Here is a 24,332-nt window from a genome sequence, read left to right as displayed (position 1 = left end):
CAACCTCATTTCTCAGTCTTCTCTCAGGGAACAGTCCCCTTCTGTCACAGAAAGATTCGGGCTGTAATACGGGTCCCCCATCTCAAGCTGCTGCGCCCATTTCTCCTGGAATCTCTTTACTTCTTTGTCAAATCGGAACTGTTTTTCCGGTGTATCTTCCAGTCCTCTTGATTTTGATTCATAGTGATACAGTTCTGCATACGGTGTAAAAATGATCTTCTTTCCTGCCGCACGGAATTTCATGCACAGATCGATATCATTAAATGCCACCTGGAAAGTCTCATCAAGACCGCCCACGGCATCAAAATCGGATTTCTTTACCATCATGCACGCCGCTGTCACCGCACTGATCTCCTGCACGCTGATCATACGTCCAAAATAGCCCGGGTCTTCTTTCGATGCACGGCACATGATATGGCCTGCGATGCCTCCAAGTCCCAGGACAACACCCGCATGCTGGATCGTATCATCCGGGTAATAAAGCTTCGCTCCCACAGCCGCCACGTTTTCCTGCTGGCAGTTCTGGAGCATTTCTTCCATCCAGTCCGGTGTCAGGATCTCCACATCGTTGTTCAGGAAAAGAAGATACTCTCCCTTCGCTTCCTTCGCAGCGAAATTGTTGATCGCGGAATAGTTGAATTCTTTTTCCCAGGTCAGTACCCTCGCCTTCGGATAACGGTCCGGGAGTTTTCTGTAATATTCAAAGGTTTCTTCCTTCTCGCTGTTGTTCTCTACGATCAGGATCTCATAATTGCGATATGTTGATTTCCGTGTCATAGAAAACAGGCACAGCTCCAGATCATCTGTATGATCTTTGTTCGGAATAATGACAGAAATAAGTGGATTTCCCTGAACCTTCACATGGCTTCGATACCAGCCAGGACGTTCTGTCATCTCCACCTTCGCATCGATGCCCAGTCTCTGGTAATGCTCACGGACGGCTTTTCTTCCTGCTTCATATGCGTATGCCTTGCTGGAAGGATCTGCCGCTGTGGAGTCCATGTGGCATCTCCAGTGATACAGCACTTTCGGGATATGCGTGATCTTCTGCGCCTTTTCGCAGCAGCGTAAGATAAAATCAAAATCCTGCGCGCCGTCAAATTCAGACCGGAGAAGTCCCGTTTCGTCTGTCAGGCTTTTTTTCACAACAAAAATATGACAGATATAGTTGTTTTCCCTCAGACGGAACAGGTTAAAGTCAGGTTTGAAATTCGGGTCAAAGTAATGCCGGCCGTCCATGCTGACCTTATCCTCATCGGTATAAAGCACATCGGCACCTGTATCGTTGATCGCTTTGACGATCTCATAGAGAGCATCCGGTTCCAGGGTGTCATCGTGATCGCAGAGCATAAGATACTCGCCTGCTGCCAGCGCGACCGCCTCATTTGTGTTGACGGAGATCCCGCCATTCTCTTCCAGCTTGCGGTAAACAATACGTTTCTCTCTGCCGTAATGCTTCTCAATGAATTCTTTTGCCTTGTCATCCGGGCTTCCGTCTGCCAGACAGAGCTGCCAGTTCTCATAGGACTGTCTGCGGACAGACTCCAGCAGTTCCTTAAGATAAGGAAGCGGTGTGCAGTACAGCGGAATCACAATGCTGATGAGCGGCTTCTGTGCAAAAGCAGAATGTTTCTGCCTGCGAAGGGTTCTCTTATCCACCTTATGGCGCGCAAGCCATGCTTCATATCCACCTTCTGCCACACTCTCTTTGCCAAAAAGCCTGCTTAAGAATCCTTTTGGTTTATTTTGTTTCCGAAGTTCCTCGATGTCAATCGTATATGTTTTGGTGACAGAATCACCACAGAAATGAAGAATGATCTCTCCGCCTTTGATCTCCGGAAGCGCCGCAGAGATCCGGAATCCGATCTCCTGCGTCTTATATTCCTCATCAAGATTCCTTCTCTCGACCACATCCGGTCTGCGTCCTCTGCTGATCCGGCAGTCCAGAAGTGATGCATCCTCCTGATGTACCGTCACTTCCACGCTTCCTCTCTGATCAACGACCCATCCCTGGATCTCCAGCATCGTATCATACAGGATCTCAACACGGTCCAGATGATATTCCACAAGATTTTCTTTGATCAATTCATCCAGTTCGTCTGCACTGATCTCCCAGATACTGACACGTTCTTCCCCGTCGCGGAGAAAAAGTTCCAGACTCTGATATTTCTCTGCCAGTTTCAGTACCTCCGGGATCTGAACGGTAAATCCCGGCAGAAAATCCCCGAATTCACATCCAAGAGCCTGTGCGACATCCGGTCGCTCCCGTCTCTGGATCTCTGGCAGTTCTACCGTATCATAGCCATCTCCCAGAAGTTCAAATCCATATGTTTTTCTGTCAGGATGTGAATACCATCCGTCCAGACTCAGCACATGACCATGTCTGTCATCGTAACGTTCTTCATCTATGCTGAAACAAAAATCACCCATTCTACATCCTCTTTAATTTTTTTTAATGCTTCGGTACAGCTTCCAGACTTTTGTGTTTTCCATCTGCTGTATTTTCTGGTTCAGTCTCTGGATCTCCTGCTCTTTCTGTGAAGATACCTGTGAGAATTTCTGCCAGAATTCTTCCCTTGCTTCCTGCTCTTTCAATACTTCGATCTCGATATCCAGAGTTTTGCCCTGAACATGCTCAATGATAAACTGCGGGTCACCGGCTCCGAAATAATATCTTCCATCGCCCATGTCAAATCCGTTACTGTAAAAAACAGCCTTGCTGCCATCATCAAAGGCAAGTCTGTGAAGGAGAAGTCCTCCTGCTGCCTCACCAGGATCAAGTCTCAGACGTTTTGCATCCTTCGAAATCGGAATCTTCAGAGAAAGTCCGGTCTTCGCCATCGGATAGACGGCTGAATCGCTTTCGTTGAAATCATTTCCTCTGTCATAAAATACCTGCAGTTTCCGCTCTGCACCTGCGATCCGGAGCTGCTCATAATAAGACAGTACATCAACTTTGCCCGGTGAAACATCCTCATACATGTCAAGAAGCGGTACATGGCTGCCCTTGATATAATTCTGGAAATTACGCTCCATTGCAGCATAGATCTCCAGTTCTTTCTCTGTCAGACCTGCCTTCGTATAGAAATCCATATCCTTGAGCGCACGGCGCTTGCCGTCACTTTCCAGATAATAATGGATCATCCTGTAAATGATAAAGTTGCCCGGGATCGGGAAACGGAACGTCCACTCATAATCGATCACGGAAATCCTGTCATTGTCGATCAGAATATTTGCCGGAATCAGATCGATATTGGAGATTCCACTACAGGAAAGTGTTCCTTCCTGTGAAACATTTCCGAATACTTTGACAAATTCCGGTGTTTTATAAAAAGCTTCTCCACTGTGGATCCGGCGTACCTTCTCAACATAACGGAACAGAAGCTTCTCTGCCTCTTCGTTTCTGCCCTGTTCTACCAGCGCATCGAGATGTTCTTCCAGCGTCTTTCCCTTGAGGAATTCCAGACGGACACCCTGTTTTTCCAGTATGCACTGGTTCAGTTCCAGACCTTCTTTGGCATAGATCCTTGCCATCTCTCTGGAAAGGGATTCCAGATTCCGTACATGTTTCTCTGCTGTAGTTTCTGTCGGAACTTTTCGAACAAAACGATCTTTTTTGCCTTCTTTGCAGATATCGGTACGAAGGGCGAATTCCGATGATCTCTCATTGGAAAATTTGGAATATACCGTTGCGATCTCCGGCTTTTCCCTGCCGATCAGAAGAAGGAATGAATTGGAAAACTCCGGGAACAGATCATTGTCCAGAAGAGAATCATATACTGGTGACTCCTGGAAAAGCTGCAGGCGCAGTCTGTCATAATTCGTCTCCAGCCTGTTCAGTTCGCCCTTGAACGGAAGACGCTCATCAGAATAGATCGTCATTGGAAGTTTGTAGTCTGGAAATGGATAATACCAGGATGCTTTGAGGTCCCCTGCCTCTCGTAAGATGGCATTGAATTCCTTCTTCGTAAAGGTCTTGACACCTTTTGTCGTCGGATATCCTTCCAGTCCTTCAAAAAGCGTTCCGAAATGATCTTCTGTACAGCCCGCCCAGTATTTCAGTCCAAAACGGTTTTCGATCGCAAGGACGATCTTGCCGTCCGGTTTGAGATGTCTGGAAATGATCTTCAGGAAATCTACATAAGGAGTACTGCTCTGAATATAAGCCTCTCCATATTCAAATACACCGATCAGCGTGATGTAATCATACTTTTCGGTAAGATTTTTCTCAATATCCTGAAAGTTGCCCATAAGAATCTTAAGATTATCAAAGTCCTTATGTCTGTTGGCATTGATCAGGCTTCTCTTGCGTGACAGTTCGATACAGGTCACGCTCTTTGCCTTCTTACACAGTGCGCCAGTCACCGCGCCGCAGCCGGAACCGATCTCCAGGACATTTTCTTCTCCTGTGAATGGAAGCCAGCTTAAGATATTTTCTCTGATATGTGAAAAATGATACAGGATCGGCCAGCTTTTGCGCTCTGCGATCACCTGATTCCATTTTTCTTCTGGATAAGTCCTGGCGATCTCCAGCATCTCATCTTCGATCGCACCGTCTGTATATAAATCTTTTCCCGGATAATACGTGTCATCCAGCACAACCTGTCCTATTTTTTCACTCATTTTTCTTCTCCGTATTGTATCTCTACCTGTGAATCCATGTCATAAAAACCTACGGTGTTCTGTTCGGAAACAACCGTGATGTTGCATGCATCATAAAGTCTGTGGAATACCGTGAATTCTCCATCCTTGTATCCCGTGCAGCCAAATGCGAGCAGATACTCTCCGCCCTGAAGGAACATCTTCTGTGTGAAAGTCACCGTACAGGTGTCACCTTCATCCGAATGCTCGATATGCATCTTTTCGAACATGGTATTGGTTCCGGTGATCTCCGTACCCTTGATATCCTTGAAAGTATATGCCATGATCGGCTCCTGGATCGCCTCGTGGAACACAGCTTTCATGCGGATCTGGAAGGAACTTCCTTTCTCGATGGTATTCGTGGATCTGCCCTTGTCATCGATCACGGCAAAGTCTGTGATCTCTGCAAGCTTACTGCCATATTCCAGCATGTTCGGATTGACCTGGAATTCTTCACTCCAGCTTTCCTTCGGCTTCTCTTCCTGCACCTGCTGCTTCGTCGGGTCCTGCCCGACCAGAAGCTGCTTGTACATATCTACCATCTGCTTCGGTGATCCCTCTTCCAGCTTCACACCCTTGTTCAGAAGAACGACCCTGTCACAGTATCTCGCGATACTGCTCAGATCATGGCTTACAAAAAGGATGGTCCTTCCCATCTTCTTGAATTCTTCGAACTTACGGTAGCATTTTGCCTGGAAGAAAACATCTCCTACAGAAAGCGCCTCATCTACGATCAGGATCTCCGGATCGATATTGATCGCCACTGCAAAAGCAAGGCGGACAAACATACCGCTTGAATACGCCTTGACCGGCTGGTGGACAAAATCTCCGATATCAGCAAAATCCAGAATATCCTGCAGACGGGAATCAATTTCTTCTTTGGAAAATCCCATCATGGTTCCGTTGAGATAAACGTTTTCGATCCCTGTGTATTCCATATTGAATCCGGCTCCCAGCTCAAGAAGTGCTGAGATACGTCCATCTACCGTCACTTCGCCGCCGGTAGGATTCAGTACGCCTGTGATGATCTTAAGGATCGTGGATTTACCGGAACCATTTGTTCCGATGATTCCCACGGTCTCGCCCCTTCGGACCTCAAAGCTCACATCGCGGAGCGCATAATGCTCCCGCACCGGAACCTTGAACCCCAGTGCCTCTTTGAGACGGTCTGAGGGTTTGTTATATAATTTGTACATCTTGTCCAGATGTTTTACCTGAATTGCAAATTCACTCATTCTACTCTCCATGTTACAGTACATCTGCAAAGTGTACCTGAAGTTTTTTGAACAGTCTGGTTCCGAAGATAAATACTGCCAGCGTGAATACCCAGAAATAAAGTGTCAGTACAGGGTGGTCCCAGATTGCCACTTTGTTTATCAGGGAGTCACGATACCCCTGGACAATATAAAACAGCGGATTCAGTTTGAGTATTTTCTGAAGGATCCCGCCAAGCCCGAGATCATTGAAGTCCCACATGATCGGAGTCACCCAGACACCTACTTGCAGGACAATGTTGATGATCTGGCTTAAGTCGCGGAAAAATACGACTGCCGCACTTGTCATATAAGTCACAGCAAGGATCAGCATAAAAATACAGAAACTGTAGTACACAAGCTGCAGGGCGTACAGGCTCGGCGGGTATCCCATGCAGGTGTAGATCACCAGAACGATCACTACAAAAAAGCAATGGACAAACACCGCTGAAAATACCTTTACTACCGGCAGGATGCGGATATTGAATACCACTTTCTTGACCAGATAATTATATTCCAGAAGTGCATTCGTTCCACCCGTCAGTCCCTCCTGGAAGAAAAACCACGGGATAAGACCTGCGATCAGCCAGAGTACAAACGGAACGCCCTTGTCAGAACCATTCCGAAGTGCCAGACCAAACACAAACCAGTAGACACAGATCGTAACGATCGGCTGGATAAACGCCCATACTGTTCCGAAATAGGAACCGGCATATTTTGTTTTGAAATCATTTTTTGCCAGAGAAAAGACTAATCTTCTGTTTCTGTAGATTTCTCCAGGCAGCCAGGTATTTTTATTCAATCCTTTTTACCCCTGTTTGCAGTGTATTCCTTGAAGCTTCCCCATTTCTGGTCTTTGTCAGAAAGAATCAGTTCCATATCCTCCGGGATCGGCCACTGTACGCCGATGTCAGGATCATTGTATGCAAGTCCACCCTCATCATTCGGATGATAGAAGTCTGTACATTTGTATGCGAACTCTGCTGTATCAGAAAGTACAACAAATCCGTGTGCAAAATTCTTCGGGATGAAGAACTGTTTCTTATTCTCAGCAGACAGAACAACACCGTACCACTGTCCGTAAGTCTCAGAACCTTCTCTCAGATCAACAGCAACATCAAACACTTCTCCGCTTACAACACGTACAAGCTTGTCCTGCGGATAGTTGATCTGGAAATGAAGTCCGCGGAGAACGCCCTTGCGGGAGCTTGACTGGTTATCCTGAACGAATTCCATGTCGATTCCTGCTGCCTTGTAATCATTGTAATTGTATGTTTCCATGAAATAACCGCGTTCATCCCCGAATACAGTTGGTGTGATGACCTTAAGTCCTTCGATATGACAGGTTTCTACTGTGATCTTACCCATTTTATAATCCCTCCGCTACTTCGATCAGATATTTGCCATAGGCAGTCTTGAGAAGCGGCTGTGCCAGTTCGACAAGCTGCTCTTTTGTGATAAATCCACGTTTGTACGCGATCTCCTCGATACAGGAAATATAAAGTCCCTGACGTTTCTGGAATGCCGCAACGAAATCTGCCGCATCAAGAAGAGAATCATGGTTTCCTGTATCCAGCCATGCAAATCCTCTTCCAAGAGTTTCTACTTTAAGAGTTCCTCTTCTCAGGTATTCGTTGTTGATGCTGGTGATCTCGATCTCGCCTCTTGCGGACGGTTTCACGTTCTTTGCGATCTCCACAACATCATTGTCATAGAAATAAAGTCCCGGAACTGCATAGTTTGACTTCGGATGCTCCGGTTTTTCTTCGATGGAAAGGGCTCTGCCGTTTTCATCAAATTCTACAACACCGTATTCTCTCGGGTCTCTTACATAGTAGCCGAAAATAATTGCTCCCTTTTCTTCCTCTGTACGCTTGTAAGCATTCAGAAGTACTCTGGAGAAGCTCTGTCCATAGAAGATATTGTCTCCGAGGACAAGTGCCACTGCATCATTGCCGATAAAGTCAGCACCGATGATGAACGCATCTGCCAGTCCTCTTGGCTGTTCCTGCACTGCATATTCAAATCTCATGCCAAGCTGCTTACCATCTCCGAGCAGTTCACGGAATACCGGAAGGTCACGTGGTGTGGAGATGATCAGGATCTCACGGATTCCTGCAAGCATCAGAGTTGACAGTGGATAATAGATCATCGGTTTGTCGTATACCGGCATGATCTGTTTGGAAATTGCTTTGGTCAGCGGATATAATCTGGTTCCGGAGCCGCCTGCTAAAATAATACCTTTCATTGATTGTCCTCCTTTTATCTTATAAAAGTACTCTAATAATTTTTTCTGTGAAGCAGGATCAGAAGAATGATCAGGAGTACACCCATACCAGCCATAACTCCAAGAAGGATTTTGGATGTCTGGGAAAGTCCCTTTGTTTCCGTCTGGCTGTCCTGTACTGCTGTTTCCGTCTGCTCTGCAGTCTGATCCGTCGAAATGTCTGCTGTCGCTTCCTCCTCATTCTGCGGAGCCTCCGTAGGTGTCGGTGTAGGATCTGCAGCCACCACATACCCTACATACTGCCCATTGTAATAATAACGGTTCATGGTTTTTCCGTTTCTGTCTACGCTTTCTGTAGTCAGATCATTGACTGTAGTTCCCGCCGGAACCGTCATCTTTGTTCCATTTACATCAATTGTATCAAAATTATTAAATGCATAGTCAAATAATGCAGTACTGTCTGTACAGTTGATTCCCAGATCAGCAGCCCTCATGGTCACTGCAATATAAGTCCTGCCGTTTCTCTCCGCCGCAACAACCAGTGTATGCTCTGCTTCATTCGCAAACCCGGTCTTTCCTCCGATACATCCTTCATAATAAAGATCAGATTCCTTTGCCATCAGCGGCATATGTGTGTGCATCGGTCTGGATTCACTTAAGTTTGTTGCCGGAATCGTGTAGCCGACTCTCTCGATCACCTTGCGGAATCTCGCATTCTGGAGTCCTGCACGCATGATCTTTGCGAGATCCAGGGCACTGGAATAATGATTTTCATCCGGAAGACCGCTGGCATTTGCGAAATGTGTGTGCGTACAGCCAAGCTCTTTGGCTCTCTGATTCATCATATCGACAAAATTCGCCTCTGAACCGCCGACATACTCTGCAATCTGTGCACAGACTTCATTCGCAGACTTAATGTAGGCAGCAAACCAGCAGTCTTTCATTGTCATCTGCTCCCCGAGCTGTGCATTGATATTACTGCTGTCCCAAGTCACGTCACGGATTCCTGTCTCTGTAAATGTTACAATATCCCTCGGCGAACTGTTTTCGGTTGCCAGAAGGATCGTCATCAGTTTCGTCGTACTTGCAGGATAACGGCATTCATTCATTCCCTTGTCATAAAGAACCGCTCCTGTATCGGCATCGATCAGAACCGCTGCTTCCGATGTAGTTTCCGGACCAGCCGGCCAGTTCTGAATATTATTGGTCGCAACTGCCGCAGGCGTACCGTTCGTAGTAACAGCAGCTGCCTGTACGGGTGCAGAAAACGCCAGAAGCAGAGCACTTCCCAACGCAGCCATCTGGCATATTCTTTTTTTCATGGTGTTACCTCCATTTAAAACTCAAATTGCTGTATTTTTTCTACAATGTATTCCATATCTGTCTCTGAGAGATCGTAGAACATCGGAAGACGCACCAGACGCTCACTCTCTCTTGTTGTATATACATCCTCGCCGCTGAATCTGCCGAATTTTTCGCCGGCCGGTGAACTGTGCAGCGGAACATAGTGGAATGCTGTACAGATACCATTTTCTTTGAGGTAAGCGATCAGACGGCTCCTTACGGACAGATCCCTGGTCTTGATATAATACATATGTGCATTATGCACACAGCCTTCCGGCACAAACGGACGCTGGATCTTGCCCTCGTCCTCAAGATTCTTAAGATTTGCATGATAATAATCATAGATCTCATGGCGTTTGTGATTGATCTTTTCACATTCCTCAAGCTGTGCATAAAGATATGCCGCATTCATCTCACTCGGAAGATAGGAAGATCCATAATCGATCCAGCGGTATTTGTCTACCTGTCCACGGAAAAATTTGCTTCTGTCAGTTCCCTTCTCACGAAGGATCTCTGCTTTTTCCTGGTATTCGTCTTTCTGGAAAACGAGCGCGCCGCCCTCTCCCATCGTATAGTTCTTTGTCTCATGGAAACTGTAGCAGCCAAAATCGCCGATCGTTCCAAGAGCCTTGCCGTGGTAATATGCCTCCACGCCCTGTGCGGCATCCTCAACAACTTTGAGGTTGTATTTCTTCGCAAGTTCCATGATCTTGTTCATCTCACAGCCCACACCTGCATAGTGGACAGGAACGATCGCCCTGGTCTTGTCTGTGATCGCCTGCTCGATCAGGTTCTCATCAATATTCATGGTATCCGGACGGATATCTACAAAAACGATCTTTGCTCCGCGAAGCACGAATGCATCTGCAGTTGAAACAAACGTGTAGGAAGGCATGATCACCTCATCCCCCGGCTGAATGTCACAGAGAAAAGCCGCCATCTCCAGTGCATGTGTACAGGAAGTCGTAAGAAAAACCTGATTTACATCAAAGCGTTTCTTCATCCACTCTGAGCAGAGCTTTGTATACTTGCCGTCTCCACAGAGCATCCCCTGCGCCACAGCATCCTGAATATATTTTAATTCATTTCCGACGATCGCCGGTCTGTTAAAATCTATCATGTATTACCTCTTTTCTTCTTCGGATGTGATATTTGCCTTATCCCGGATCACGTACTGAGGAGTCCTGTTGATATTCAGCATCAGCTTACCGAGATATTCTCCGATGATTCCGAGCATCAGGAATGCAATTCCAAAGAGCACCAGCATCGCGCACATCAGAGAAGACCAGCCAATCGCGATCGTTGGATCCAGAAGCTTACGGACCAGTACAACGATTGCCCCGATAAAGCCAGCCGCTGAAAACAATGTTCCGAAAAATGTCGACACACGGAGCGGGATCACTGTAAAATTCAGGCAGGAAAGAAACAGATTCAGTCCCTTGCGGAAGTTATAGTTAGACGTTCCTACCTCGCGTTCAAAGTGCTCGATCTCGATATTGGCAATATTATGTGTTGTGCGGAAAAACAGTACCTGAAGGAAGATATTGTATCCATCATACTTCACGATCTCATCACGCACATAACGGCGGCAGCACCAGAAACTGCTCATCTGGATATCCTTCGGACGGTCCAGCAGATGCCACAGAAGAAATCTGCTGACTGCTCCTGTCAGATTCTTGAATGCAGAAAACTTTCGTTCTTTGAACACGCCGAATACAATGTCATATCCCTCCTGGATCTTGTCCAGAAAAAGTGGAATCTGCGACGGATGGTTCTGCATGTCATCATCCATTCCAATGATCAGATCTCCCTCCGTATGATTCATAGCCGCCATGATCGCATTGTGCTGTCCGAAATTCTTGGCAAGGTTGATTCCCTTGACATTCGGATGCTTCTCTGCCAATGCATGGATCGCATTCCACGTTCCATCCCTGGAATAATCGTTGACCAGCACAAATTCACACTCGTAGTCTTTCAGTTTCTCAAATTCTTCTATAGCCAGTTCTACCACTTTGCCGATGGTATGTTCTGAATTATAGCATGGTATGACAATGGATACCAGCATGTCCTATATCCCTCATTTCTCTATATGTTAAATATAATAACTCCTGCCAGGATCAGTGCAAATCCTGCCAGTTTTCTCTTCGTAAATTTCTCTTTCAGAAAAAAGTATCCCATCACCGACACAAAAATATAACCTGTAGATTCCAGGATCGGTGACATGGAAAGCGGCACATACTTAAGTGCCAGCATCGTCAGGATCACAGAGCAGAAAAACATTCCATACGCTCCTATCACCAGCGGATTCAGATATTCTTTCAGTGGACTCTCGTAGGTTCTGTTGGCTGCTTTTTTCAGTAAGATCTGGGAAACAGATGAAATAAACACAGAAAAAAGCAGAATGCAGACAGATATCTCCAGACGGTTCATGAATTCTCACCGCCTTTCTCTCCATCCTCTCCTGTTACAAGATAAATCCCGGCAAAGATTACGGCCGCACCTGCGATCATATTCCAGGTGACTTTTTCGCCAAAGATCAGTGCTCCCCATATGATTCCCCATATCAGTGTGACCGGACGGTTGGCATAGGCAACAGTCAGCGGCATCCGTTTCAGGATCTGCTGCCAGATGATCGCATATCCAAACATGATCACAAAAACAAGCCCGAACCAGAAAATAAAGCTCACAGAGAATATATGATCTGTATACCGGGATGCCATTTTGGAGCAGACTCCACTCAGTGAACTGAACAGAAGGCTGATATGAAGCATCAGAAAAATACTTTTTTTTGAACTAATGTAATTTCTCATGTTATTCTCTCACAATCATACCGTAAATTCAATGTTTATTTTCGACAAAATCTCCTGCAGACGTTTCTCGCAGGACTCAAGGCTTTCTCCCTGAAGGATCACCTGACCCAGCCGGTCTCTGCCGTTTGTGTAGTGATGTACTTCCTCACCCGGTGCAATATTAAAGGAAAGATCCATAATATCCTCTGCCGGTTCATTCTCATTGTGGATAGCTTTTACAACACCATCTTTCTCTGAAAGCAGCGTTCTGGAAAGATTTGCCACACCGGATGTTTTGCCACGGAACATCTCTTCCACATCCATTCCGAGAGCCAGTCGGACGATCGCCTCGTAATAGTTGATTCCATAATAAATGCTTACCATTTCCGGCAGGCAGGTTCCTCCCGCTCTTCCGGTGATCTCGATCACATAGATCTTTCCGTCTTTTTCGATCAGGTCGCAGTTAACCGGACAGTTATCAAGTCCCACTGCTTTGATGGCAAGTTCTACCTGATGCCGGACCTCTGCCCCAAGTTCTTCCTGTTTCCTGTACGGAACGGAATGACCGATCGGAGTCGGCACATAGCTCTGAAAAGCTTCGATATTGTTCGGCAGACAGTAAAGCAGTTTTCCATCACGGATCATAGCTTCACATCCGAGCACCTGACCCTCGATAAATTCTTCGACCAGACAGTAGTCCTTTCGTGTTGCTTCCATAGTCTTATTATAATAGAAAAAAGTCTCCTCCCTGGTATTGCAGCGAAAGATTCCTCTGCTTCCCATAAGGTCTACAGCCTTGAGGACTACCGGAAATTCCAGTTTCTCAAGTGCTTCTTCCAGTTCTTCCAGACTGTGGATGCAGATATGTCTCGCGCACTGCACGCCTCCTGCCATAAAAGCTTCTTTCATCTTGAATTTATCATTGCTAATATCAGCAGCTCTGGCTGACGGACCGATCAGCCCCATCTTCTCACAGGTGTATCCAAGTGCACGCACGCCTGCATCCAGACAACAGGTTGCAATGCCATCGATTCCCTTTTCCTGTGCTACTTTAAGGATTGCTTCCGGATTGGTGATGTCTGCATAGACGCTCTCATCTGCCACTGCAAATCCCGGCCAGTCTCCCGGTGTGCTGGCGGCTACGGTTGCTGCGCCAAGCTTCCTGGCAGCTTCATAAAGAGGGAGCTGAGAATAACTCGCTCCCAGGATCATTAATTTTTTCATGCTTATTTATCCTCTTGTTCAAGAAAGTCAAAAAACAGAGGTGTTCCTCCTGTATGAAGAAACAGGATCTGTTTTCCCTGGATCTGATTCTCTTCCAGATATTTAACCATACCATAAAAAGCCTTTCCTGTATAGGTCATATCAAGAGGGATTCCTTCACTGCCATAGATCTGACGGATCAGATCTGCTGCCGGTTCTGACCATGCACCATATCCGCCCTCCATATAGGAATCTGTAAAATGAATATGGTCTTCCAGATCGTCCGGAAGTGTTCTGTGGAATTTTTCTGCATATTCTCTGAGATTTCCGGTGATGACTTCCCTGCCTCTTGCGGCATTTCGGGAAACGGAGATCCCCACGATCCTGCGGTCATCTCCCTGACGCAGACTTCCCGCAAGAAGTCCGGACTGTGTCGCATTTGTACTGGATGCAAGAAAAATATAGTCAAAATGAACACCGTGTCTGTTTTCGTAACAGCAGATCTCGTCATACACAGCTTCGTAGCTTCTCATCGGAACCCATTCTCTGCCCTGGCCTCTGGAATTCCCGTAAATATAATACGGTTTGTATCCCTTTTCACGCAGTTCTGCCATAGCCTGTTCCACTGCTGCTGCGATTCCCGCCTTGCCGCATGGGATCTCTACAACTCCCATCTGCCGGATGATACGGCTGTTACTCGTCTCTCTGTCTTCTTTGATATCCTCAGTATTATGGACCATATAGCACGGGATCTCCAGCTCATGACAAAGCGTTGCAAGGATACGGCAGAGATTGGAGTGATAATTTCCGTAGATGATCATGCTGTCGCAATGCTCTTCCTGCATATCTTCCACAAACTTCCGCGCAAAACGCACCTTGTTTCCACCAAAAGCAAACGGAAGAAGATCATCTCTCTTCATAAAAAATGTATTTTTGCCATCATTATAGCGGAGTTTCTGAACCGGTGTGTCAAAAACATGGATTGGATTTTCCCACGGTCCATGATGAAGGAGTGTTTCCATCTCTTCATAAGACTCTGCCTGCAGGATAAAAAATCCCGGACGGCTGCTGCTGTCTGTGATGCTGGCGGTTTTTACATCGCCCTCGATCACAACTTTTTTGAGATTAGATGGATGATTCTGTTTGATATCATTCAAAAGACGCAGGTCATTTTCATTCATCAGGAAACGGATCGCAGATATATGCGGCTCATTCGCTTTGATGACAGGCGGATTTCCGGCTGCGGTGTCCACAACCATGCCCACAAAATCCTGTCCGGTCGAAAGAGGTACAAGGTCGGAACCAATGCAGTCGCCGCCCATACGTGACCCGATCTCTATAATGCGGATCTCGCCTTTTTTATTGATCCTGAGTTCACTGTGTCCCGCTCCAAATTCCACTCCCAGTGCATCCAGTGCACGAAATACGGTCTCTTCTACCTGCTTTCTTATATCATCTGTCAGTGGAGCCGGCTGTAAATGACCAACCTCGATATAATGCGGACTTCCAGTCGTAAATTTCCTGGTAATTGCAAGGCAGGTGTGTTTTCCCCGATAGCTGATCGTTTCCACACTGTATTCTGCTCCGGAAATATATTCTTCCACGATCGCTTTCTTCTCAAAAGACTGTGCGATCGCGGCTTCGATCGCTGCCGGAAGTTCAGACGGATCTGTGACCTTGGTGATCGCTCTGCTGCCGGAACGATCTGTCGGTTTGACGATCACCGGGAAATGCTCCGGTTCCACGCTCTCGCCTTCTCCGACGCATGCAAAATACGGAACCGGGATCCCGGCTTTCTGGAAAGCGCTCCGCATGGCATATTTGTTGGTAGACTGCCTGATACATTCACTGCTGTTTCCCGGAAGTCCCAGTTTCTCTGCCAGATACTGTACCGTGATATTCGCAAGATCTGAGCCTATGGTAGCAACTGCATCCGGTTTGATCTTCCGGCATTCTTCCAGGATCGCATCCATCTCCACAATACTGATCTCATAAAAAAAATCCGCATCCTCCGCACCGGTTGCGCCCTCTCTCCAGGCGAATACGTGCGTTTCATATCCCATTTCTTTTGCTTTTTGAATCAGTGGCTTCTGAAAATCATTTGCCCCGATGATTACAATCTTTTTCATGATTATCCTTTCTAACATCAAAAAATGCCGCAAGCCTCAGAGACTCCTCCGATGCCTGCAGCATTTCCAGCCTCCGTCTGAATGATCGGAGCGTTTTATTTGGTTTTGTACATTTCGTTGTAATATTTCTGATAGTCACCACTGGTAACATTCTTCATCCAGTCCTCATGCTCAAAGAACCACTGGATCGTCAGGCGAATTCCATCCTCAAAACATGTCTCCGGATACCAGCCAACTTCTTCTTTGATCTTGTCCGGTGCGATCGCATAACGACGGTCATGACCCTTGCGGTCCTCTACGTAAGTGATCAGGTTTTCGCTTACGAGTTCTTTACGCGGATCTCCCTCCGGAAGCATTTCCTGAAGAGTATCAAGAATGATATGGATGATCTGGATATTCTGTTTCTCATTGTGTCCGCCGATGTTATATGTCTCGAACAGACGTCCCTTCTCCTGTACCATGTCGATTCCCTTGGCATGATCCATAACATAGAGCCAGTCGCGGACATTCTTGCCGTCACCATATACCGGAAGCTTCTTGCCCTGGAGCGCATTGTTGATGATCAGCGGGATCAGTTTCTCCGGGAACTGGTATGGTCCGTAGTTGTTACTGCAGTTTGTGATGTTTGCCGGGAATTTGTAGGTATCCATGTAGGATTTTACCAGCATATCAGAGGATGCCTTGCTTGCAGAGTACGGGCTGTGCGGATCATATGGAGTTGTCTCATAGAAAAAGCCGCCATCTTCCTCGAGGGAGCCGTATACTTCGTCTGTGGATACATGAAGGAATTTCTTGTCCGGTTTAAAGGTTCCATCCGGAAGTTCCCATGCAGATTTGGCTGCATTCAGCATGACCAGAGTACCAAGTACGTTTGTCTTGACAAAGACTTCCGGGTTACGGATGCTTCTGTCTACATGGCTCTCTGCTGCAAAATGAACGACACGGTCAATATCATTCTCATCAAAGATCTTCATGATAGCTTCGCTGTCGCAGATATCAGCCTTAACGAAAGTGTAGTTCTCTCTATTCTCAATGTCCTTGAGGTTCTCAAGGTTTCCTGCATACGTCAGCTTGTCTACATTGATGATACGGATCTCGTTGTCGTATTTCTGAAACATGTAATGAATGTAGTTGGAACCGATGAATCCGGCACCGCCTGTTACCAGGTATGTTCTCATATTTTCTTTTCCTCCTGAAAAACGCCCTCCCCCCAGGGGAGAGCGTTTATTTTGTTCTGATTATCTGTTTGCGTAATTCGGGTCTGTCGGGTCGAAAGTCTTGCTCCCTCTCAGTGGTGTAAGAGGTCTTCTTCCCAGAGGTCCCTTGTAGCATTCATCGGCACTGTATTTACCATCGAATACGCGGAGCTTGGAACCATTGCAGTTCTCATATACCCATTTCGCGTCTGCAACGCAGGCACGGATACATCCATGAGATGCAGGGCTTCCAAGTTTCAGATATTCGCTTGCCGGAAGGTTATTTCCATTCATCAGACCACTTGCTACGGAATGAACAAAGATTCCATTTACTACATGAGTACCATACTGTCCCCAGGATGGTCCCATCAGCGGCTGCCAGCGAAGAGATCTTGTCAGTGTGAAGGTTCCTGCTATAGTCAGTGATGTAGGATTACCTACGGAAACACGGATCGTCTTGATCGGATACTTCTTGCTGCTGTCTGTGTATACAGTCATAACACCGTTTGTACGGTCACATTCCAGATAATATCTGTTGCGCTTGAACTCGCTGGTTCTGTCATAAACACGGTTTCCGTATTTATTGAAACGATAGTTTACACCGTCAATCCATGCTGAGGTATTTCTATACCATTTACCTGTTGCCGGGTTGATATAACGTGCCAGGTTTCTGCTGGAATCGATGGTTACCCATCCTGTTGTAAATCTTCCTCTGCTGTCCAGCCATCCCTTGGTTCCTGCGCGGGTAGCACTTCTGTTTGTCAGTGCTGCACAATTGGAGAAGCAGAAGTAATACATCTTACCGTCACATCTGATTCTTCTCCATCCGGAAACCGGAAGAACACCATTGGATGCTGCATAATAATATTTATTATTATACTTGATCCAGGTTCCTTTATACATCTGACCACGATACTGTGTTGTGCTGGATCTCTGGAAGAAATAGTATTTGCCATTTACCTTGGTAACACCACTTGCCATACGTCCGTCTTCGAGGAAGTATCTGGAACCACTCCATGCTTTCTGGTAGTTGTTACCACCATTTGTAAACAGGAACCATCCGATAAATTTGTTGTTAACAACTACCTTCTGCATTCCCTTCTTTTCTTCTACACGTCCTGCAACGCTTCCGAAGTAGTAATATCTGCCGTACTTGGTAGAACCTGTTCCTGCAAGCTGTACCCAGCGATTTCTCCATGTTGCACGACGGCCGTTGGAAGTAAAGTAGTATCTATAGTTTCCAACCTTAACAAGACGGTTTGCATATGCAATACCTGAGCTGTTGGACATGTAATAATATCCATCAGCGCCTTTGACCTGTTTTCCTTTGATAAGATATCCGTTTGCATCAAGGAGATACAGCCTGGAGCTGTTATTCAGAACCTTGTATGCTCCGACACCTTTCTTTACATAACGTCCGTCACTTCCGAAGTAACGCCATCTGTTGTTGTTGATTCCAATCCAGGTATTTCTTGCCATCTTACCCGGAATATCCTTTGAACCGGATGCACTCTTGAACCAGTAAAGTCCTGATTTGCCATTGTATGTAGTGCTTTTTTCTCCTATGAACGGCACACCGGTGCTCTTGAGATAATAATAGTCACTGCCGATCTTGTAGATTCCCTCTTTTTTGGATTCCAGGACACCTGTCTTGTTAAAGTATGTGAATTTCTTTCCATCCCATACCCATTTATTTGTCTGCATCTGACCAAGTGCGGAGTTGTATGGAGCTACAACTTCACTGTAAGCACTGTTTACATCCGGTTTTGTGATCTCTACTTCATCTGCTGTTGCAAAATAATAGCGGTCATTTCCGTTGGTGCCTACAAGGCTTGTTCCTGTGATCAGATAGCCTTTCTCATCAAAAGCGTATTTTGCGGTGAAAACTGTATTTCCATCTCCATCCAGTGTGGTGATCTTTACCAGACCATCCGTTGCTGTGTAGTAAGATTTTGTTGTACTCACTGCATCTGTATCCGTATCTTCGGTAATTTCAGATACTTCTTCTGCTGCATCTGCTGCTTCCTCGACTGTTCCGGATACCTCCGCTGTTTCTCCATCTGTTTCAGATGTTTCTTCTGCTTCTCCTGCCACATCTGCCTCAACAGCCTCATCTGTTGAAACATCAGCATCTGCTGCATCGTCTGTCTGTACAGCATCTCCTGCTTCCTCTGCGGATGCTGTCTTGGTTCCACTGATTTTTTCAAGTTTCCATCTGAGCTGTCCACCAACAGTGATTGGCTCCCATCTGTGATAAGAAAGAACTGCCTCTGTGCTGCTTACTACATTCTCTCCTGTATAAGAAACTGCATCAGCTGTGCTGTCATCAACAACCTGGTCTGCTGATACTGCATCAGAAGTAAAATCTTCTTCTGGGCTGAAATCTACAACTACTTCATCCTCTGAATCAGCTGCATCTGCCACATCTGCTTCCGGTGTTGTCTCTGCATCATTCTGTTCTTCATCAGATACTTCACCGTCCTCTATTGTTACTGTAGAATCCTCTACATCCTGACTGTCCGCTGTTTCATCTGCAACAGATTCATCATTATCCTCTGCAGCTGTAATTTCCGCAGAAAAATCCGCTGCACTGGCAACTGTCGCTTCTGCTGCAGTAGCCATGCACATAGACAGACTCAGTAAAACTGCCACAACTCGTTTCTTCACAACTTCTCCTCCTTATTCTCATAACACCTTTATTCACCAAGACCATTGCTGATTGCACTGGTCAAAGCTTCCATTGCCGCCTGCTCATCAATGCCATCACAGATAAGTTCAATCTCATCTCCACATTTCACGCAGGCACCCAGAACGCTCAAAACGCTTTTGGCATTTGCGCTTCCTCCGCTAAAGAGAAATTCAATTCTGGATTCATACTTAATTGCTTCATTACACAAATTCCCTGCCGGGCGCAGATGCAGCCCTGACGGATTGCTGACTGTTATCTTCTGACTGATCATCTTCTGTATCTCCTGTAATTAATTACCTGTATCTGCTGTGGAAATTCTGGAAACTTCCACGCCTGTGGTAACTTCATCTACCAGTTCATATCCCTTCGGAACACTGACATTTACCGGAACTTCATAACTGCCCTCTTCCTTGCCATCCAGATCAATAGAAGCTTTGATTTCATCTTCTGTCAGATCATCCAGGCTTTCATCGGATTTCTTTATCCGGACTTCTATATTGGCGGTATCAAATGCCACCTGCATTCCATCCGGCTGGTTCTCAACAGTAATGTTCTTGGTTGGAACCTCACAGACATTGCTGCCTTCCGGCAGAATATTCACTCTGACAAAAACATCCTCACTGGAATCACTGGTCAGCTTCAGTCCTTCCGGCAAATAATCTGAAATATTGATCTTTGCCTCAAAATCACTGTCCCGACCTGAAATATCAACCGCATTTCCTGATACCCAGATTGTATTATTCTGATCCTTCAGGCTGTCCAGTGCCTCCTCACTTCCTGCGATACTGATCACATTCGGAGTCGTACTGACACTCTCCACCTGATATCCACTTGCCGGAGTACCTGTGTATTCCGCACTTATTTTAACATCAGTTTGAACTTTCCACAACCTTGCAGTCACATAAACTTTGGAAATATTAAGATAACCTGCATCTGTGTCGGAGAATTCCTCTCCATTCTTGTCAATGATCTTCACTTCTGTTTCCTGGGTCACATCCTCTGTTGCCCCGTCCACATCAATAGAAGCATTCACTTTATCTATTTTATTAATAAGAGACTTCGGTCCTGTAATCTTGATTTTCTCCGGATTGGAGGTCAGAGAACCTACCTCATATCTCTTGTCTGGTTTCGTATTATTGGTAGTAACATTTACCACAAATTCCTGTGTATCCTTATCTTCCAGATGGAGACTCAAATTATTCGGAGTTACCTCAATATTATTCGGTAAAACCTTCTCACAGGAAACCGTAATCGGCACCATCACAGGATCTGTATCCAGGCTTACTGCCTGCTGCAGATCTGCTGTTGCGCGAAGATCCGCGACTGTGAGCTTATCAAGGATCTTGCGCTGTGCCTTGATCGTCACACGGATCGGTGTCTGTTCACTGTCCTGTATACACATCTTACCGTCTGCATCAATATATGCCTCATTTAGAAGCTGTACATCTGAAACCACGAAAGACTTCGTCCCGATCGGATTGTCAATGTTTACAACCAGGAGCCATACGACTACTGCAATAATAAGAGACAGGATTTTCAGAGAGATATTATTTGCCACTTTTTTCTTCATGCTTCACTCTCCCCTTAAAAAATTGTCTCAGTTTATTGTTATCTACAATTTTCTTGTTCTGTGCCCTCTCAAGCACTTCACGGAGTTCAGTGCTGCTGACATTCCGCATCAGCCTTCCTCCCTCTGCCACGGAAACCTGACCGGTTTCCTCAGAAACAATGATCGTCACAGAATCTGTCACCTCACTGATTCCCACACCTGCACGGTGTCTCGTTCCAAGCTGCTTGCTCAGTTCCATATTATCTGAAAGCGGAAGATAACAGGTAGCCGCCACGATCCGGTTCTTTCTTACGATCACCGCCCCATCATGAAGTGGTGTATTGTGTTCAAAGATATTGATCAGAAGCTGGCTCGTCAGGATCGCATCTACATTAATACCTGTCCGGATATACTCATCCAGGCGGATCTCCTGCTCAATTACAATCAGTGCTCCTGTCTTGACTTCACCCATGTCGAAGCAGGCTTTGATCAGTTCGTTAACTGTTTTGTCTGCAAAACGTTCCTTGACTTCCTTGCCGGAATCAAACGGAATAATAGAAGCCATGATCTTCTTCTGTCCAAGCTGCTCCACAACCTTGCGGAGTTCCGGCTGGAAAATAACCACGATTGCCGTAATCAGTGCCCCCGCCAGCCTGGACACGATCCAGAGGATCGTATTCATCTTGAAGATATAAGCGATCACAAGAAAAGCGCCAATGACCAGAAGTCCTTTGAGCAGGGTATAAGCACGGGTAAATTTGATCCATACCATAAACTGATACACAAAAAATGAGATCAGAATAATTTCTATGATATCAATGATATTCATGGATGGTAAATTGATATCCGAAAGATACCTTCCCATTATACCCGTGATATTCTGCATAAACACGCTTTCCTCCTAGTCTTTTTATTTGTTGTTATATTCTGTCTGTTATAAATTACGGTTCTGATCACAGATCCTTCAGTGATTCTTCCAGTTTCTTTTCGAAATCGATGTCATCGAGATCTGCTTTCTCGATAGCAGCCGTATTTTCTGTCACATCCGGTTCTGCTTTTTCTTTTTCCGGAGGAACCGCTCCCTGGAACAATGGTGCAGAAAAATTCACTACACGCTCATTCTGTTTCCTGTCATCGCGTGCAGGCTCGCCGTTGATCTTCTTGATGCTTCTCTCAGAAGTTGCAACCAGCGCCTTCGGCACAGCCTTGACATAATAGTAATAATCATCATCCTCATATTCCAGACGCTCTGTTCTTGTATAATCGCCTCCGAACACAAAGAATTCAAGAACAATTCCAAGCAGAACTGCAACTACGGTAAAAATAACCTGTGATGCAACAGGAACAGAAAATCCAAAATACATGCTGCCTGCAAGCATAAGTACAAGATAGAGCACGCCGCCTGCAATGATTGCAATTCTCCATGCATAATCAAACTGTCTCGTACGGATCAGCTGGACTGCAAGAATCACAACAACAAATGTAAGCAGTGTCAGCCACATCTCACCATTCTTCATAATGCCATCTGAAAGAAGTGTCAGTTTGTCTACTATCTGCATATCAGCACTCATAAGTGCCTGGGACTGTACTCTCACATAGCGAACAAAATAGTAAATGATCACGCCACCGCCTGCCGGAAGTGCAGATACCGGTGAACTCAGAAGGCCGCATCCGATTGGCAGCAATGCCGGAAGATCAAATGCAAATGCCAGTGGCGTAAACACCATTACAATGTTCTTGCCTGCGCTGAATCTCAGAAACAGAATCAGCATGAAAAGAAGAAGCACCAGCAGGAAACCGGCAACTTCTATTCCGAGTGCATAACAGTGTGCCACCATCATCGCACATCCTGCAAAAACAATCATTCCTGTCGGAAGGACACTGCAGACAAGTGCCAGAATCAATACTACAAATATATTATCAAGAGCTTTCACATATCCCATGTTGCTGTTAATCCATATAAAATAAACCAGTGCCAGGATAAATTTCAAAAGAGGCATCACATACACTTCATACTGTGCAAATAAGCCTTTGATTTTCTGTTTAAATTCCAGTAATGCTGTCATTTCCGATAACCTCCCGCTGTTCCTCTGGCGGACATTTTCTTTTCTTCCCGCGCATAGATCTTATTCAGCTCTGTAAGCTGGCTGTAATATTCCCGTACACTCTTCTTTGCCTGATAATATTTCACGGAATACTGAATATACGTCAGAATAGAATACGCTGCAAGAACAATCACATAACCGATAATCAGATAGATTCCAAGTGTGACCAGATTCATTCTGTGAATATTCTCCAGAAGATATTCTCCAAAATATACCGCTACTGCCGCAACAATCAGCACATATCCGATCGTAACCAGGAAAAAATTCTTGATCAGTGCCAGCCCGATATAGTCACTTCTGTAATATCTGCTGACCGGAAGATGTTTCCTGCCCCTGCCCTGCTCATACATGGCGAGCTTTGTCATTATCTTAACTTTTTCTTCGTTGATCATAGTCTGCTCCTTACAAAACCGTATTTCTTTCCACCGGACAGAAATACTCATATAGATTAATTGTAACATATATCCATGACCATGAAAAGCCTTTTTTCACCGCCAATGCCCTGCTGTTATCATATCCAGCCCATGCAGAGGGTCACAAAAAACACTCTTTCTGCACCTGCTCCCTTAAGGACATGAGCCATTGCTTCTATCGTACTTCCTGTTGTGTACACGTCATCCATGACAAGTATACTGAGTCCGTCCATTCTCTCAGTAATCTGAAAGGCCTCTCTCAGATTCTGCTTTCTTTCAGCAGCACTCAGTTTTTTCTGCGACCGGGTATTCTTTGTCTTTCGTATGATCTGATCCGGTACCGGAATCTTCAGATTTCTTCCGACCCTGTCTGCAATGTCTGCCGCCTGGTTAAATCCTCTCTCCCGCTGCTTCCGCGGATACATAGGAACGGGAATGATCACATCCGGGTTCCATGCCCGGATGTCTCTTTCCATATATCTGCATATAGAAGCAGCATAGTATTCACCATATTCCCGGCTCCCATAATATTTGTAGTGAAGCAGCGACTGCCGCATTCTGTTATTATAGAGAAAAACGCCTCTCCCTCTGTCGAACTCTCTGTGCACTTTCCGACACTCCGGACAGAATTCCACCTCCGGCGCCACCGGTCTTCCGCATTTGAGACAATAATCCTTTATGATCGGATGCAGCTGGTTCTCACATGCCCGGCAGACAAGTATTCCCTTTTCAGTAAGGATCTGATGACAGACCGGGCAGCGTCTCGGATACAGGATATTCAAAAATTTCTCCAA

Annotated in this window: 21 protein-coding genes; all 21 read right to left on the bottom strand. The window is 45.8% G+C overall.

Annotation, left to right across the window (positions count from 1 at the left end; genetic code table 11):
- Nucleotides 1-12: 12 nt before the first annotated feature.
- The 21 genes from WMO75_RS05975 to WMO75_RS05875 all read right to left on the bottom strand — a co-directional run bounded on the left by WMO75_RS05975 (nt 13) and on the right by WMO75_RS05875 (nt 24,332).
- Nucleotides 13-2,430: a glycosyltransferase family 2 protein gene (locus tag WMO75_RS05975; RefSeq protein WP_349077748.1), complete on the bottom strand. Its 2,418-nt coding sequence runs from the start codon at nt 2,428-2,430 to the stop codon at nt 13-15.
- Between the two features lie 12 nt (nt 2,431-2,442).
- Nucleotides 2,443-4,623: a methyltransferase gene (locus tag WMO75_RS05970; RefSeq protein ID WP_303217379.1), complete on the bottom strand. Its 2,181-nt coding sequence runs from the start codon at nt 4,621-4,623 to the stop codon at nt 2,443-2,445.
- On the bottom strand, nt 4,620-5,876 hold the full coding sequence (locus tag WMO75_RS05965) for an ABC transporter ATP-binding protein (protein ID WP_022214294.1): 1,257 nt from the start codon (nt 5,874-5,876) through the stop codon (nt 4,620-4,622). The genes WMO75_RS05970 and WMO75_RS05965 overlap by 4 nt, the downstream gene beginning before the upstream one ends.
- Nucleotides 5,877-5,889: 13 nt before the next feature.
- Complete coding sequence (locus WMO75_RS05960; RefSeq protein WP_291579541.1) at nt 5,890-6,696, bottom strand: ABC transporter permease; 807 nt, start codon at nt 6,694-6,696, stop codon at nt 5,890-5,892.
- A complete protein-coding gene (gene rfbC / locus WMO75_RS05955) occupies nt 6,693-7,262 on the bottom strand; it encodes a dTDP-4-dehydrorhamnose 3,5-epimerase (RefSeq protein WP_022214296.1) in 570 nt (189 codons plus the stop codon). Before rfbC ends, WMO75_RS05960 begins: the two co-directional genes overlap by 4 nt.
- A gap of 1 nt (nt 7,263) precedes the next feature.
- Nucleotides 7,264-8,142, bottom strand: coding sequence for a glucose-1-phosphate thymidylyltransferase RfbA (gene rfbA / locus WMO75_RS05950; RefSeq protein WP_118698817.1), 879 nt, complete (start codon nt 8,140-8,142; stop codon nt 7,264-7,266).
- 32 nt (nt 8,143-8,174) lie between these two features.
- On the bottom strand, nt 8,175-9,443 hold the full coding sequence (locus WMO75_RS05945; RefSeq protein WP_022214298.1) for a D-alanyl-D-alanine carboxypeptidase family protein: 1,269 nt from the start codon (nt 9,441-9,443) through the stop codon (nt 8,175-8,177).
- Nucleotides 9,444-9,457: 14 nt separating this feature from the next.
- The gene (gene rffA, locus WMO75_RS05940) at nt 9,458-10,585 is read right to left on the bottom strand and encodes a dTDP-4-amino-4,6-dideoxygalactose transaminase (RefSeq protein ID WP_022214299.1); all 1,128 of its coding nucleotides are present in this window, start codon (nt 10,583-10,585) and stop codon (nt 9,458-9,460) included.
- 3 nt (nt 10,586-10,588) lie between these two features.
- Nucleotides 10,589-11,530 carry a glycosyltransferase family 2 protein gene (locus WMO75_RS05935; RefSeq protein WP_022214300.1) on the bottom strand — a complete coding sequence of 314 codons (942 nt, stop codon included), beginning with the start codon at nt 11,528-11,530 and terminating at the stop codon, nt 10,589-10,591.
- Nucleotides 11,531-11,550: 20 nt separating this feature from the next.
- Nucleotides 11,551-11,895 (bottom strand): DMT family transporter, encoded by a 345-nt coding sequence (locus tag WMO75_RS05930; RefSeq protein WP_022214301.1) that lies wholly within the window; start codon nt 11,893-11,895, stop codon nt 11,551-11,553.
- A complete protein-coding gene (locus tag WMO75_RS05925; RefSeq protein WP_022214302.1) occupies nt 11,892-12,275 on the bottom strand; it encodes an EamA family transporter in 384 nt (127 codons plus the stop codon). Before WMO75_RS05925 ends, WMO75_RS05930 begins: the two co-directional genes overlap by 4 nt.
- A gap of 15 nt (nt 12,276-12,290) precedes the next feature.
- Nucleotides 12,291-13,478, bottom strand: a complete 1,188-nt coding sequence (locus WMO75_RS05920; protein ID WP_349077747.1) for an ATP-grasp domain-containing protein — start codon at nt 13,476-13,478, stop codon at nt 12,291-12,293.
- A 2-nt stretch (nt 13,479-13,480) separates the two neighbouring features.
- Nucleotides 13,481-15,586, bottom strand: coding sequence for a pyridoxal-phosphate dependent enzyme (locus tag WMO75_RS05915; RefSeq protein WP_118698820.1), 2,106 nt, complete (start codon nt 15,584-15,586; stop codon nt 13,481-13,483).
- Between the two features lie 95 nt (nt 15,587-15,681).
- Entirely contained in the window at nt 15,682-16,764 is a 1,083-nt protein-coding gene (rfbB, locus tag WMO75_RS05910; RefSeq protein WP_022214306.1) for a dTDP-glucose 4,6-dehydratase, read from the bottom strand.
- A gap of 60 nt (nt 16,765-16,824) precedes the next feature.
- A complete protein-coding gene (locus WMO75_RS05905; RefSeq protein ID WP_118698821.1) occupies nt 16,825-19,449 on the bottom strand; it encodes a L,D-transpeptidase family protein in 2,625 nt (874 codons plus the stop codon).
- Between the two features lie 29 nt (nt 19,450-19,478).
- On the bottom strand, nt 19,479-19,742 hold the full coding sequence (locus WMO75_RS05900; RefSeq protein WP_022214308.1) for an HPr family phosphocarrier protein: 264 nt from the start codon (nt 19,740-19,742) through the stop codon (nt 19,479-19,481).
- An 18-nt stretch (nt 19,743-19,760) separates the two neighbouring features.
- Nucleotides 19,761-21,041 carry a CdaR family protein gene (locus WMO75_RS05895; RefSeq protein ID WP_022214309.1) on the bottom strand — a complete coding sequence of 427 codons (1,281 nt, stop codon included), beginning with the start codon at nt 21,039-21,041 and terminating at the stop codon, nt 19,761-19,763.
- Nucleotides 21,019-21,906 (bottom strand): diadenylate cyclase CdaA, encoded by an 888-nt coding sequence (cdaA, locus tag WMO75_RS05890; RefSeq protein WP_022214310.1) that lies wholly within the window; start codon nt 21,904-21,906, stop codon nt 21,019-21,021. Before cdaA ends, WMO75_RS05895 begins: the two co-directional genes overlap by 23 nt.
- A 67-nt stretch (nt 21,907-21,973) precedes the next feature.
- Nucleotides 21,974-23,086: a hypothetical protein gene (locus WMO75_RS05885; protein ID WP_118252241.1), complete on the bottom strand. Its 1,113-nt coding sequence runs from the start codon at nt 23,084-23,086 to the stop codon at nt 21,974-21,976.
- On the bottom strand, nt 23,083-23,517 hold the full coding sequence (locus WMO75_RS05880; protein ID WP_022214312.1) for a hypothetical protein: 435 nt from the start codon (nt 23,515-23,517) through the stop codon (nt 23,083-23,085). Before WMO75_RS05880 ends, WMO75_RS05885 begins: the two co-directional genes overlap by 4 nt.
- 119 nt (nt 23,518-23,636) lie before the next feature.
- The gene (locus WMO75_RS05875; protein ID WP_349077746.1) at nt 23,637-24,332 is read right to left on the bottom strand and encodes a ComF family protein; all 696 of its coding nucleotides are present in this window, start codon (nt 24,330-24,332) and stop codon (nt 23,637-23,639) included.

Origin of the sequence: Blautia intestinihominis (assembly GCF_040096655.1) — a bacterium.
Lineage (GTDB): Bacteria > Bacillota > Clostridia > Lachnospirales > Lachnospiraceae > Blautia_A > Blautia_A intestinihominis.
This window is presented reverse-complemented; position numbering and strand designations above follow the sequence as displayed.

Excerpts from the sequence above, each read along its gene's own strand:
- WMO75_RS05975 (WP_349077748.1), bottom strand. The coding sequence starts at position 2,430 with ATGGGTGATTTTTGTTTCAGCATAGATGAAGAACGTTACGATGACAGA.
- WMO75_RS05970 (WP_303217379.1), bottom strand. The coding sequence starts at position 4,623 with ATGAGTGAAAAAATAGGACAGGTTGTGCTGGATGACACGTATTATCCG.
- WMO75_RS05965 (WP_022214294.1), bottom strand. The coding sequence starts at position 5,876 with ATGAGTGAATTTGCAATTCAGGTAAAACATCTGGACAAGATGTACAAA.
- rfbC (WP_022214296.1), bottom strand. The coding sequence starts at position 7,262 with ATGGGTAAGATCACAGTAGAAACCTGTCATATCGAAGGACTTAAGGTC.
- rfbA (WP_118698817.1), bottom strand. The coding sequence starts at position 8,142 with ATGAAAGGTATTATTTTAGCAGGCGGCTCCGGAACCAGATTATATCCG.
- WMO75_RS05945 (WP_022214298.1), bottom strand. The coding sequence starts at position 9,443 with ATGAAAAAAAGAATATGCCAGATGGCTGCGTTGGGAAGTGCTCTGCTT.
- rffA (WP_022214299.1), bottom strand. The coding sequence starts at position 10,585 with ATGATAGATTTTAACAGACCGGCGATCGTCGGAAATGAATTAAAATAT.
- WMO75_RS05935 (WP_022214300.1), bottom strand. The coding sequence starts at position 11,530 with ATGCTGGTATCCATTGTCATACCATGCTATAATTCAGAACATACCATC.
- WMO75_RS05930 (WP_022214301.1), bottom strand. The coding sequence starts at position 11,895 with ATGAACCGTCTGGAGATATCTGTCTGCATTCTGCTTTTTTCTGTGTTT.
- WMO75_RS05925 (WP_022214302.1), bottom strand. The coding sequence starts at position 12,275 with ATGAGAAATTACATTAGTTCAAAAAAAAGTATTTTTCTGATGCTTCAT.
- WMO75_RS05920 (WP_349077747.1), bottom strand. The coding sequence starts at position 13,478 with ATGAAAAAATTAATGATCCTGGGAGCGAGTTATTCTCAGCTCCCTCTT.
- WMO75_RS05915 (WP_118698820.1), bottom strand. The coding sequence starts at position 15,586 with ATGAAAAAGATTGTAATCATCGGGGCAAATGATTTTCAGAAGCCACTG.
- rfbB (WP_022214306.1), bottom strand. The coding sequence starts at position 16,764 with ATGAGAACATACCTGGTAACAGGCGGTGCCGGATTCATCGGTTCCAAC.
- WMO75_RS05900 (WP_022214308.1), bottom strand. The coding sequence starts at position 19,742 with ATGATCAGTCAGAAGATAACAGTCAGCAATCCGTCAGGGCTGCATCTG.
- WMO75_RS05895 (WP_022214309.1), bottom strand. The coding sequence starts at position 21,041 with ATGAAGAAAAAAGTGGCAAATAATATCTCTCTGAAAATCCTGTCTCTT.
- cdaA (WP_022214310.1), bottom strand. The coding sequence starts at position 21,906 with ATGCAGAATATCACGGGTATAATGGGAAGGTATCTTTCGGATATCAAT.
- WMO75_RS05885 (WP_118252241.1), bottom strand. The coding sequence starts at position 23,086 with ATGACAGCATTACTGGAATTTAAACAGAAAATCAAAGGCTTATTTGCA.
- WMO75_RS05880 (WP_022214312.1), bottom strand. The coding sequence starts at position 23,517 with ATGATCAACGAAGAAAAAGTTAAGATAATGACAAAGCTCGCCATGTAT.